Annotated in this window: 10 protein-coding genes; 7 read left to right on the top strand and 3 right to left on the bottom strand. The window is 65.2% G+C overall.

Translation table 11 applies throughout. The features are described 5' to 3' along the window. Positions 1-76: 76 nt before the first annotated feature. Positions 77-1,495 (bottom strand): serine/threonine-protein kinase, encoded by a 1,419-nt coding sequence (locus tag AC5Y46_RS13585; protein ID WP_499991621.1) that lies wholly within the window; start codon positions 1,493-1,495, stop codon positions 77-79. Between the two features lie 357 nt (positions 1,496-1,852). On the opposite strand from AC5Y46_RS13585, the gene AC5Y46_RS13580 reads away from it, so the two are divergent. Together AC5Y46_RS13580 and AC5Y46_RS13575 are read left to right on the top strand one after the other, a co-directional pair. Continuing rightward, positions 1,853-2,950, top strand: a complete 1,098-nt coding sequence (locus AC5Y46_RS13580) for a ferredoxin reductase (RefSeq protein ID WP_499942874.1) — start codon at positions 1,853-1,855, stop codon at positions 2,948-2,950. A 15-nt stretch (positions 2,951-2,965) separates the two neighbouring features. Continuing rightward, on the top strand, positions 2,966-4,369 hold the full coding sequence (locus AC5Y46_RS13575; RefSeq protein WP_499991618.1) for a fatty acid desaturase family protein: 1,404 nt from the start codon (positions 2,966-2,968) through the stop codon (positions 4,367-4,369). A 4-nt stretch (positions 4,370-4,373) separates the two neighbouring features. Here AC5Y46_RS13575 and AC5Y46_RS13570 read toward each other — a convergent pair whose 3' ends face one another. Next, positions 4,374-5,873: a glycoside hydrolase family 183 protein gene (locus tag AC5Y46_RS13570; RefSeq protein WP_499991616.1), complete on the bottom strand. Its 1,500-nt coding sequence runs from the start codon at positions 5,871-5,873 to the stop codon at positions 4,374-4,376. A gap of 359 nt (positions 5,874-6,232) precedes the next feature. Between AC5Y46_RS13570 and glgX the strand changes: the two genes are divergently transcribed. The 5 genes from glgX (at position 6,233) to AC5Y46_RS13545 (ending at position 11,378) form a co-directional block, all read left to right on the top strand. After that, the gene (glgX, locus tag AC5Y46_RS13565) at positions 6,233-8,404 is read left to right on the top strand and encodes a glycogen debranching protein GlgX (protein WP_499991777.1); all 2,172 of its coding nucleotides are present in this window, start codon (positions 6,233-6,235) and stop codon (positions 8,402-8,404) included. A 109-nt stretch (positions 8,405-8,513) separates the two neighbouring features. Then, on the top strand, positions 8,514-8,789 hold the full coding sequence (locus tag AC5Y46_RS13560; protein WP_499942640.1) for a DUF4235 domain-containing protein: 276 nt from the start codon (positions 8,514-8,516) through the stop codon (positions 8,787-8,789). Positions 8,790-8,925: 136 nt separating this feature from the next. After that, entirely contained in the window at positions 8,926-9,801 is an 876-nt protein-coding gene (locus AC5Y46_RS13555; RefSeq protein ID WP_499991614.1) for a DUF1295 domain-containing protein, read from the top strand. Next, positions 9,798-10,922: an FAD-dependent oxidoreductase gene (locus AC5Y46_RS13550; RefSeq protein WP_499991613.1), complete on the top strand. Its 1,125-nt coding sequence runs from the start codon at positions 9,798-9,800 to the stop codon at positions 10,920-10,922. The genes AC5Y46_RS13555 and AC5Y46_RS13550 overlap by 4 nt, the downstream gene beginning before the upstream one ends. Positions 10,923-10,934: 12 nt before the next feature. Then, a complete protein-coding gene (locus AC5Y46_RS13545) occupies positions 10,935-11,378 on the top strand; it encodes a nuclear transport factor 2 family protein (protein WP_499991610.1) in 444 nt (147 codons plus the stop codon). On the opposite strand, the gene AC5Y46_RS13540 is transcribed toward AC5Y46_RS13545, so the two are convergent. Beyond that, positions 11,371-12,675 (bottom strand): acyltransferase family protein, encoded by a 1,305-nt coding sequence (locus AC5Y46_RS13540; protein ID WP_499991608.1) that lies wholly within the window; start codon positions 12,673-12,675, stop codon positions 11,371-11,373. The two genes, AC5Y46_RS13545 and AC5Y46_RS13540, sit on opposite strands and share 8 nt — an antisense overlap. Between the last annotated feature and the right edge of the window lie 11 nt (positions 12,676-12,686).

Raw genomic sequence — 12,686 nt, 5'->3', positions numbered from 1 at the left:
AGACAACTGTATCGGCAGGTTGGTCGTTTGCAGAAGGAAGACGTCAAATATGTGTTACCGATGCTGCGGCGGCCGATCAGCGGCGTGGCGGCGCGTTGCCTCGGCGGATCTCCTCCAGGCACTGCAGCCGCGTCTGCCCGGTCTGCTGCACGCAGACCTGAACCGGGGTCTCTTGCTCACTGGGCAGCGGCGTCTCGTTGGGTCCCGGAGCCGAGGTGACGGTGGGACTCGCGACGGGCCCCTTGGTCAGCGACCAGATGCCTTTGTCCGGGTCCTGCACGCCCTGCAGCGGCGAGCAGAAAGCGTCGGCGTCGGCCCGTGTCGTTCCGACGCTGCCAAGCGGGTAACACTCCGCACCGATCGCGACCACCGGTACCGGCTCGACGTTTCCCGGGATCGGTGTGCCGGCGGCTGCGGAGGTGGTAGCGGGCGCCGACGGTGCCGCGCTCGCCGTGGTCGTCGCGGTCAGCGAAGCGGTCGCGGCCCGCTCGTCTTCGTCGGCACGCAGGAACTCCCGCAGCCCGAAAACAATGGCGATCACCAGCAAGATCGCCAGAACCCCGGGGACCAGGACGGCGGGCCGCAGCAGCGACCTACTCGATGGCGGCGACGCGACCGCGGGCAGGGACAGGTTGGTCTCGTCGGCGTCACCGGTGTCGCCCAGGTGATGGCCGAGCGCACGCGCGAAGTCGACGCACCGCAGGTAGCGGTCTTTGGGATCTTTGGACAGCGCCTTGCTGAACACCGGATCGAGATCGGCCAGGGAGGGACGCCGTTCGCCGATCGGCGGGGGTGCCGCGGTGAGATGCTGACTGATCACCACCGCCGGGTTCGTGTGCTGGAACGGGGGCGAGCCGGTGAGCAGCTGGTAGGCCGACGCCGCGAGTGCATACTGGTCCGCCCGGCCGTCCAGGTCGTTGCCCATCAGTTGTTCGGGGGCCGCGTAGGCGACGGTGCCGACCGTCATGTTCGTGGCGGTCAAGCCGGTCGATTCGCCCACCAGGCCGGCAATCCCGAAGTCGGCCAACAGGATTCGTCGAGCCGGTGAATCGGGCTGGGCAATGAGCATATTGGCGGGCTTGACGTCGCGGTGCATCATCTTGTGTTCGTGCGCGTAATCCAGCGCCTCGGCCACCGCGGTGATGATCTCGACGACCTCGGGTCCCGGCATCCCGTTCGGATAGCGTTCTTCCAGCAGAGCGCCCGCGTCGGTGCCGTCGACGTAGTCCATGTCGATCCACAGCTGCCCGTCGGTTTCGCCACGGTCGTGCACCGCCACGATGTGCGGGTGCCATAGGGCCGCGGCGGTCTCGGCCTCGCGATAAAAACGCTCGCGGTATTCGCTGTCCGCGGATACATCGGCCTTGACGACCTTCAGCGCATCCTGGCGCGGCAGTCTCGGGTGTTGAGCCAGATAGACCTCACCCATCCCGCCGGATCCGAGCCGCCGGACAATGGTGTATCCGGCGAACGTGGAGCCTTCGTCGAGCGGCATGGCGGCATAGTAGCCTGCGGCCACGTTGCGCAAACCCAGTCTCGGCTGCGGCGCCGGCATCCGCGTTCTGGTGGGCCCGCGCCCGGAAGCGACCAGCCAACTGGCCGGGTTGAGCGGGGCACCGCGCGGACGAGAACGCAACAAAGGTTTGGTTGTGGGTTTGACCTGCACAGAAGTCGGGGAATCTGCACAGGGCAGCCCAGCCGCGAGCGAGGCTGGGCATGCAATACACGACCTACACTCACAGTGAACGTGTGGTACCCGCGTGTCGAATGCAGGATCTCTCATAATCATTGCTATGCAACATATTTCGGATCTTTGTTTTATCTGAGTGAACAACTGTGTACTGTTGGACCCATGGCGGAACGCGGCGCTCAGCCTCAGGTATCCCGTGGCCGTAGGTTGTTCCTGAAAGCTGTCCGGAACTTATTCAAGCCCCTACAGCCCGACGACTACATCGAGATGATCAACCCGTTATGGACAACGAAGGAGTTGCGCGGGAAGGTCGAGCGGGTCGAGTCCCAGGGCTCGGAAGCCTCGAGCGTTCTGATTCGCCCGGGTTACGAGTGGCCCGGCCATAAACCCGGCCAGTATGTGCGGCTGGGTCTCGTCATCGACGGGGTCTACCACTGGCGCGCGTACTCGCTGACATCTGATCCGGAACCCGTCGACGGTCTGATCAGCGTGACGCCCAAGAAGGTGGACAGCGGTGTGGTGTCGCCTTATCTGGTCGAGAAAATCCGGCCCGGGGAACTGGTGCGACTCGGCGAGATCGAAGGCGTGTTCACCCTGCCCGAGCCCTTACCCGACAAGATGCTGTTCATCAGCGCCGGCAGTGGCATCACGCCGATCATGAGCATGCTGCGCAGCCTCGATCACCGCGATGAACTGGGCGACGTGGTGCACATTCACTCCGCTCGCACCCGCGAGCAAGTGATGTTCTTGTCCGTCCTCGAAGATCTCGACGGCCGTCACGAGAAGATGCGACTGGACATTCGCCTGACCGGAGATCGCGGCCGACTCGAACCCGAGGACCTGGATGAGGAGTGCCCGGACTGGCGCGAGCGTGAAGCGTTCTGCTCGGGACCGGAAGAGATGCTTGATGCGCTGATCGAGCATTGGGAGAAAAACGGCGATCCGGATCGCCTGCACTTCGAGCGATTCCAGCCGAAGATCGGCGGTGACGCCGGCGACGGCGAAGGCGGCGAAGTCAACTTCCTCAAGAGTGACAAGACGGTCGAATGCGACGGCGGCACATCCATTTTGGAAGCAGGCGAGAACGCCGGCCTGGAACTCGCGTTCGGATGTCGCATCGGGATCTGCCACACCTGCGTGGGCACCCTCAAATCGGGAAAGCTGCGTGATCTGCGCTCCGGTGACATCAGTGAACCCACCGAGCAGGAAGTTCGGATCTGCATCAATGCCGCCGAAGGCGACGTCGAACTAGAACTGTGATCGAAAGGAACCGCAGTGACTTCTACGGTGCAACGTACCGAAAGCCCGTTCGCCCATTTGGGGGAACAAGAGCGAGAGAAGCTGGGTAAAGAACTCGACGCGATTCATGACGACGTGTTCGCCGATCTCGGTGACCGCGACCGCCGGTACATCAAGTCGGTCATCACCGCCCAGCGCCAAATTGTGGTGGTGGGCCGGGTCCTGCTACTGGCCTCTCGATCTAGAACCGCGTGGGTCGTCGGCGCGGCGTGTCTGGGGCTGGCGAAGATCCTGGAGAACATGGAGATCGGGCACAACGTGATGCACGGTCAATGGGATTGGATGAACGATCCCGATATTCATTCTTCGAAATGGGACTGGGACACCGCGTCAACTGCGGAGTCATGGCGGCACTCGCACAACTACATCCATCACACGTACACAAACATCCGGGGCAAGGACAAGGATCTCGGCTACGAGATCATGCGGATCGACCCCAATCAGAAGTGGCGTCCGTACTACCTGGGGCAACCGCTCTATAACTTGCTGCTCACCATCCTGTTCGAGTGGGGTGTCGCCGTACACGACATGGACATCGAGGCGATCCGGGCCAGGGAGAAGCCGTGGTCGGAGGTGCGCAAGGACCTGAAAGGCATCAGCGTCAAGGCGCGCTCGCAGATCATCAAGGACTACATCGGATGGCCGGTAATCAGTGCGGGCGCATATGCCTTGGTACAACTGGCCTTCGGTGGACAACTCGAACCGCCGGCGGCATCGCGACTCGGCCGGCGTCTGCGCAAGATTTCGGGCACGGGACGGGTGGGCGCGGCAGCCACATTCTTCGACAAGGTGTTACCCGGGGTGGAGAGCACCTACCTGCGCACCTTGGCCGCCGACGTGCTGGCCAATGTCATCCGTAATGTGTGGGCACACGCCATCATTTTCTGCGGGCATTTTCCCGACCAGACCTACACGTTCAGCGAGGAAGAAGTCGAGGACGAGACGCGCCCGGAGTGGTATTTGCGCCAGTTGGTCGGCGCGGCCAACATCGACGGCAGTCCGCTGTTCCACGTGATCAGCGGCAACCTCGGCTACCAGGTGGAGCATCACCTGTATCCGGATATGCCGGCCAGTCGGTACTCCGAGATCGCGCCGAAGATCAAGGACATCTGCGAGCGCTACGAGCTGCCCTACAACACCGGGCGGTTCTCTAAACAGTGGTTCATGGTGCACCGCACCATCTTCCGACTGGCGTTCCCGGGCGGTAAGCCACGGCCGAAGCCCGGACCGTACCGCAGCGGGGAGCGGTCCACCCCTCGCCACGAATACAGTGAGGCAAATCGTTCCCGCGAGCGGGTCCCTGCCGAGCACCCGGACTCCGGCCCCGAGCACGAGTCGAGCGGCGTGGAGGTGCAACCGCCGCCGCGCGGCAAGGAGTGACTCGTTACCCCAGCGTGGTGTGCATCAGCATCACGTCGTATGCCGACCACAGCGAGAGGTTGAAGTACACGTCCTTGCCCGTCGACCAGGGATGCATCATCGGCGCGTAGACACCGCCGGGCATCTGGAAGTTCGAAACCAGCAGATGCTCCGGGCTGTACGGTCCTTGCGGCGTCGGCGCGGTCCGCGCCACGACGTCGTTGGCGCCGTTGGTGTACATCACCAGGTACTGCTTGAGGTAGGTGTTGTACTGGGCCGACATCTCAGCGACCGGACCCGGGATCACCGGTGTGGCCGCCGACGGCTTGTTCGGGACCCAGGAATTCGAATCCCCGTTCCAGTACTCATATTTGGTGAGGTCGGGGATGAAGCGCGGCTGCACCCGCGACAGGTGCGCCGCCCCACCGCGACCATTCGGAGTGCCGAACGAATACAGGTAACCGTCACCGCCCTTGACGTAGGCGCCCATCTGGAAGTTCTCGTTGCCCTCGACGTACGGCACCCGCGCGGCATCGGGTCCGTTTGCACGGATGGTGCCCGGGTAGACAGCCCAGTTCTGGCCGTTGTCGGTGGACATCGCGATCCCCGAGTAGTTGGTCCACCACTCGCCGTCGCGACCCCAGTCCTTGATCGACATGAAGTTGATGTACTGCGTCTTTCCGACGGAGATGGCAGCGGTCGGGATGATTCCCGTCTCTTCCTTCGCGTATTTGATGCTGTTGATGACCTGTCGGGAAAAGCCCGGCTGTTGTGTCGGGGAACCGGCGTATCGGTTGGACGGATCACCGGCGGACACGTGCAGTCCATGGGACAGATCCTGGTCGGTGCTGCGGAACAGCACGTTGTAGCGCCACTGGTCACCCTTGACGGCGCAGTAGCCGAAGGTGTCGCCGAATGCCATCAGCACCTGGTGGTTGGCGGGATCGCCGTTGTCCCAGAGGATCCCGAGATCGGTACCGGAGATGCCGAAGCGCTCGAGGGTCTTGTTCGGGCCTTCCGGACCGGTCACCCACTCGACCAGCGCGGTGTTCGAGCCTCCCAGAGCAGCACCGGAATCCGGTGCACCCTCGGGCACGGCCGGTGCCGGCGCCGGGTTGGGCGGGACGGCCGCCTCGGGGGCCAACTGTCCGGCGGGGGCCTGCTGGCCGGCTGCGGGAGGCGCCGGGGCCGGCGGCGCGGGGTTGGCGCCGGGGACCAGCGCCTGCTGTTGCAGCGGCGCGGAATACCGCTGACCAGGTTGCTGGACGCGCTGCAGCGGACCCACCCGCGGCAGCGGGGCGCGATCATTCGCACCGCGGGGCCGCTTGTTCATCGGGCCGAGCACCTTGCCGCCCGGGTTGGTCACCACCGCGTTGGCCGGCGGCGGGACGTTGGCTTCGGGCGCGCTGCACGGCAGCGCATGCGCGTTGGGTGTCAGCCCCGGGACAAGGACGGTCGGGAGCAGCAGCCCGATCGTGGCTGTCGCTGCCAGCGATACCGAAACGAAGCGAGGAATCGCCGACATGTCGCACCTTTCCAGGGTCGGACGCCGAATTGACGTCCGCAGTGGGTTGATGTGACGATAGTGACCGTTGTGACCGTTGTGACCGTTGAGCAGACAATAGGTACCCGTCCGTGACCGTGTCGCAATCCATTCGTCGGTCGTCATCCGGCGAGACGACGAGCCGTGCGGGAGCCCGAAACCACCGTCGCCGCAGGCGAATTCACGCAGCACGCACCACCTTGACGGCGACGCCGCCGCGCCCACGGTAATGCGTCGGGCATTGAGAGACATCTCATGCTTAGGTCGCCCTTGCAGCGGATATACAGGCGGGGGTCGCGGTCCGGATCGGACACCCACATCTAGGAGGCACGGTGGTCACCATTGGCAGTTCGCAGGGCACCGCCGGCGACAGGACCGCTCCGGAAGAGCGTCCCGAAGTCTGGCCCGGCAAGGCCTACCCGCTGGGCGCGACCTACGACGGATCCGGGACGAATTTCGCGGTGTTCAGCGAACTCGCCGAACGGATCGAGCTGTGCTTGTTCGACGACGAGGGCAACGAGACCAGGATTGCGCTGCCCGAGGTCGACGGATTCGTCTGGCACGCGTTTCTGCCCAGCGTCGAGCCGGGTCAGCGGTACGGATTCCGGGTGCACGGTCCCTACGATCCCGGCAACGGTCAGCGCTGCAACCCCAACAAGCTGTTGGTCGACCCATACTCCAAGGCGATCGACGGCAGCTTCCAATGGGACCAGTCGCTGTTCAGCTACAACTTCGGCGATCCCGACAGCCGCAACGACGAGGACTCGGCCGCCAACATGCCCAAGTCGGTGGTGATCAACCCGTACTTCGACTGGGGGGTGGACCGGCCGCCCGGTCACGAATACGCCGACACCCTCATCTACGAGGCGCACGTCAAGGGCCTCACCCAGACCCACCCGGCGATCCCCGAGCGCATCCGCGGCACCTACTCGGCGATCGCGCACCCGGCGATCATCGAACACCTGACCAACCTGGGCGTCAATGCCATCGAGCTGATGCCGGTGCACCATTTCGCCAACGACTCGACGCTGATCGACAAAGGGCTGTCAAACTACTGGGGCTACAACACCATCGGATTCTTCGCCCCTGACTTCAAGTACACCGCCAGCAACAATCCGGGCGGGCAGGTGCAGGAATTCAAAGCCATGGTGCGCACCCTGCACGAAGCCAACATCGAGGTGATCCTCGACGTGGTGTACAACCACACCGCCGAAGGCAACCACATGGGGCCCACGCTGTCGATGCGCGGAATCGACAACGCCGCCTACTACCGGCTGGTCGAGGACGACAAGCGGTACTACATGGACTACACCGGCACCGGCAACAGCCTCAACGTCGGGCATCCGCACACCCTGCAGCTGATCATGGACTCGCTGCGCTACTGGGTGACCGAAATGCACGTCGACGGCTTCCGGTTCGATCTGGCCTCCACACTGGCCCGCGAGTTCTACGATGTCGATCGCCTTTCCACGTTTTTCGAACTGGTGCAACAGGATCCGGTCGTCAGCCAGGTCAAGCTCATCGCCGAACCGTGGGATGTCGGCCCTGGCGGCTACCAGGTGGGCAACTTCCCCCCGCAGTGGACGGAATGGAACGGCAAGTTCCGGGACAGCATCCGCGACTTCTGGCGCGGTGAGGACGCCATCCTCAGCGAGTTCGCGTCCCGGCTCAGCGGTTCGGCCGACCTCTACGAGCACACCGCGCGACGCCCGGTGGCCTCCATCAACTTCGTCACCGCGCACGACGGTTTCACGCTGCGAGACCTGGTGTCCTACAACGAGAAACACAACGAAGCCAACGGCGAAGACAACAACGACGGCGAGTCGCACAACCGGTCGTGGAACTGCGGCGCCGAAGGTCCTACCGACGATCCCGAGATCAACGCGCTGCGCGCCCGCCAGCAACGCAACTTCTTGGCGACAACCATTCTGTCGCAGGGTGTTCCGATGATCTGTCACGGAGACGAACTCGGCCGCACCCAGAACGGCAACAACAACGGCTTCTGCCAGGACTCCGAACTGACCTGGATCGATTGGGAGAACGCCGACACCGAGCTCATCGAGTTCACCCGTGCGGTGACCACCCTACGGGCCGAGCATCCGGTGTTTCGCAGGCGGCGCTTCTTCACCGGCGCCCCGGTGCGCCACCGCGGTTCGGCGGGCATACCGGATATTTCGTGGTTCCGCCCCGACGGCTCGGAAATGAGCGACGAGGACTGGGACTCCGGCTTCGGCAAGTCGGTGGCGGTGTATCTGAACGGGCTGGGCATTCCGGGCACCGATACGCGCGGTCAGCGCATCACCGACGATTCCTTCGTGCTGTGCTTCAACGCCCATCACGAGCCGATCGAATTCGTCCTTCCCCCTGACGAATTCGGGCCGAACTGGATTCCGGTGCTCGATACCGCGACCGGCGACGGACAAGTCGAGCAGAACGATCCGCTGCCGCCGCAGGGCAAGATCACCGTCGAGGGTCGCGCCGTGCTCGTATTGCGGCTCGAGCGCACCGATTAACCACGAGTTCACGCCGCCGATGCCGATACCCGACCGACGTTCGGTGCCGATTCGACGGCGTCGTCGCCGGGTATCTGATTAAGCAACCGTCCGGAAACGAAGGATTGTCATGAGCGCGAAGTCGAAAACCTTGTACATGCCGCTGTCGATCGTCACCAGTGTGACCGGTGGGCTGCTGGCCGGCGCCGTTTTCAGCCAGGTGTGGAAGCGATTCAGCAACGACGAACCCGCGCCGCCGGATCCCAAGGATCTCAGCAACTCCATGCGCTCCGCGCTGATCGGCGCCGGCCTGCAAGGACTGATCTTCGGCGTGGTCAAGGCTGCGGTGGACCGGGCCGGTGCCCGCGGCTATCAGGCCGTGACCAACGAGTCCCCCGTGCCCTGACGTCACCGGTCGCTGTACTAGAACGTGTTACAGTCTGCCCGACCGGGGCCTCCCGGGCAGCATGGGCAAGGAGACCCGATGGCTTCTCACCGCCGACGAGATTCTCGAAAAGCACAGTCGCAGCAATGAACCGGTGATGAGCAAGACGCGTTCGCTGGCGCTGGTGACCGTCGCATACGTGGTCGCGGTCGGCGTCGCCGCCGTCTGGCTGGCATGGGGACCGACCACCGGACGCCTCTGGCTGGACACGTTCGTCGCCGACGTGCTGGCGACCCTGGTGGTGTTCGCGTTCAGCCGCGGGTATCGCAATTCCAGTTTCTACGACGCTTATTGGAGCGTCATTCCGCCGCTGCTGACCTTTTACTGGTGGAGCCAGTCCGGCGTGGACCAACTGCGGTGTTGGCTGGTCGCGGTACTGGTCACGGTGTGGGCGGTGCGGTTGACCGCCAACTGGGTGTACGGATTTCCCGGACTGCATCACGAGGACTGGCGCTACGGAATGTTCCGGGAGCGCGCCGGGCGCTGGGAGTTCGTCGTCGACCTGGTCGCAATCCACCTCATCCCGACGGTTCAGGTCTTCGCCGCGATGCTGCCCGTGTATGTCTGCGTGACGCGTCCCGGCAGCGACATGCGGTGGCTGACGGTGACGGCCTTCGTCGTCGGGCTGGCCGCGGTGACCCTGGAATTGGTCGCCGACGTTCAGCTGCACCGGTTCGTGGCGAACCGGCGCCCCGGCCAGGTGATGGACCAGGGACTGTGGAGCTGGTCGCGGCACCCGAATTACTTCGGGGAGTTCACTTTCTGGCTCTCCCTGGCATTGTTCGGAGTGGCCGTCGCACCGTCGGACGCGTGGTGGCAAATCCTGGGGGCACTGGCGATGCTGGGGATGTTCCTCGGTGCCAGCATCCCGATGATGGAGACGCGCAGTCTCGAGCGCCGGCCCGAATATCGACACGTCATGGACCGGGTGCCCCGCTTCGTGCCGCGACCACCGCGGCACGCCCCGGCATGAGTCGCAAGCGCGTCGTCATCGCCGGCTTGGGTGACGTGGGTTTGTTGACCGCGATCCGGCTGGCTCAGCATGCCGACGTCGTCGGAATCTCGGCGAAACCCGGGCTGGTCAGCGGGCAGGAGCTCGGCGTGAGGCTGGCCCGTCCCGATGACTGGGCGCGCGACTACTGGATACCGTTCGACCGCTTCCGGGGACTGGACCGGGTGCGCACCGTCCAAGCGACGCTGACAGGGCTGGACTTGACAGGCCGCACCGTCGCGGCCCGACGCGCCGACGGCACGGTCGTCACCGAATGCTTTGACGCGCTGGTCATTTCGACCGGGGTCAGTAACGGGTTCTGGCGTCAGCCCACGCTGCAGTCGCCTGCGGATGTGGGTGCGCAGCTCTACGCCGCCCACGAGCGGCTGGCGACCGCGAAGTCGGTGGCCGTCATCGGCGGCGGAGCGGCCGCGGTCAGCAGTGCCGTCAACCTGGCCACGACGTGGCCGGACAAGCAGATCGACCTGTACTTCCCCGGGGACCGCCCGCTGCGCGAGTACCACCCGCGTATCTGGAACCGCGTCCATGCCCGATTGACCGGACTCGAGGTGGGCCTGCATCCTGGGCACCGCGCCGTGATCACCGACAGCTTCACCGGCAACGAGATCACCAGTGACCCCGTTCGCTGGAGCACCGGACAGACCCCGGCCGTCGCCGACGCCGTGCTCTGGGCGATCGGCCGGGTGCGCCCCAACACCGAATGGTTGCCGCCCGAACTGCTCGACGAATGCGGATTCGTCCGGGTGACACCGGAGCTGTGGGCTCCCGGGCATCGGGACGTGTTCGCCGTCGGCGACGTCGCCGCCACCGATCCGCTGCGCAGCTCGGCCCGAAACCGCGGAGATGCGTTGGTGGCCAGCAACATTCGTGCTGCGTTCGCCGGGCGCCCGTTGCAGCCTTTCCGTGCCCCCCATCGGCGGTGGGGTTCGTTGGTGGGTATCCAGCCCGACGGGTTGGAGGTCTTCTTCCCCACCGGTCATGCGTTCCGCTTTCCCGCTTGGGCGGTCGAGCGGGTGGTGATGCCGGGGATCGTCCGCTGGGGTTTGTACCGCGGTGTGCGCGAGAACCGTCCCTTCGGGTGAGAGGAGCAAGACGTGGAACTCTGGGAATTGGTTGCCCGCGAACAGATCAGAGATACCCTCGCGCGGTACAACTGGTCGGGTGACGCCGGGCGGGTGACAGCACTGGCCGAAACGTTCTGTGCGGACGGCGTTCTCGAGGTTCGTGGCATGGAACCGCTGCGCGGCCGGTCCGGCATCGCGGCGTTTCTCGGCAACGTGGCGGGTGGCGTCGCCACCACCGGTTCGGACGTCAAACCCGTCGTCCGGCACATCCTGACCAACGTGTGGTTCACCGAGCTGGCTCCGCAACGTGCCGAGGTCTCGTCGTACTTCACGGTCGCAACTCACGTCGGGCTCGACCACTTCGGTCGTTATCGCGACATTCTGGTACCAAACGGCCACACATGGCTGATCCAGCACCGAAAGGTATCGACCGACTGGGCAGCACCCGACTCGGTGATGGCGCGGCCTAGCTGATCGCCGGTACCCGTCGGCCGACGCTGAGCCGTGCGGCCGCCGCGGCCGTCAGGAAACCGCCGAGTGCCGTCCACCCGTCGACCCCGGCCAAGCCGTTCTTCGCCAGCAGCACCAGCGCAATGCCGGCTGCGCAGACCAGCGCCCCGGCCACCGCCGACCATCTGCCGGGTTCGACTGGCGCGTCCCACCATGGCAGCCGCCGATGTTCGAGCGGCGACAGCAGGCGAAAGGTCACCGCCATGACGGCGGCGAACACCAAGGCGCGCAACGCCAACAGCCCCCAGAACCCCGGTGCGTGCACGTCATAGGCATCCAGGCCGACGGCATGCAGAGCGAAGGTGGCCACCGCGATCGCCGGGATGTGCCACAGGTAAAGAGTCATCGCGCCGCCGTTGCCGACCATGACCGCGCGCCAGACCTTGGGTCGCTCGGCCCAACGGCGGACCGGGCCGGCAACAGCGACGAACATGCACGACATCCAGGTGCAGTGCAGCGCCAGTAACAGCGTCGGCGGGGACACGTTCGAGATCCGCTCGGTACCGGTCACCACCAACGACACCTCGTATGTTCCGGTGACGGCCAGCACAACCTGCGCGGCGAGCGCGGACAGCGCCGCGACGATCGCTGCGCGCACACCGATCAACTGCCGCGCGTAGGCGACACCGATCGCTACCGGGATCAGCCACACGATCACGAAGTTCGCGACACCGGATTCGGCGGTGCCGACCGCGAACCGGATCCCGTCGACCCCGGCAGCGGCCACCAGCAAGCCGACCACCACCAGCACGACCACGCGCCCGGAGCGCATCCGAGTCATCATCGGCACGAAGGCCAGCACCACCAGGTAGACGCCGAGGAACCAGAGCAGCGCCACGCATTCGCGACCGAGCCCCGCCGCGGATTCCGCTCCGAGGGTCGCCTGCGCCACTACCAGGGCAGCGGCCCACGTCGCGAGGTACCAGAACACCGGCCGGCACAACCGCTGAGCGCGGGTGAACAACCACACTCCCCACTTCGTGCCCGAGTGCCAGCCGTAGGCGCCGGCCGCACCGCCGGCCAGGAAGAACAGCGGCATCACCTGGACCACCCAGGTGACCGGGGCTATTGCCGGCAGCGCGCCGAGCAGATTCCCGATCTGTACCCCGTCGGAGTCGATGGTGGCCAGCAACAGCGCGCAGTGCCCGAACATGACGACGACCAGTGCGGTCAGGCGCGCGACGTCGACCGCGCGGTCGCGTCCGCGCACCGCTGCCTCGGAAACCGCAGCCGGAAGGGGCAGGAATGTGGCGAAGGGCATTCGACCAGGAT

This window comes from Mycobacterium sp. NGS59, assembly GCF_059812345.1.
This window is presented reverse-complemented; position numbering and strand designations above follow the sequence as displayed.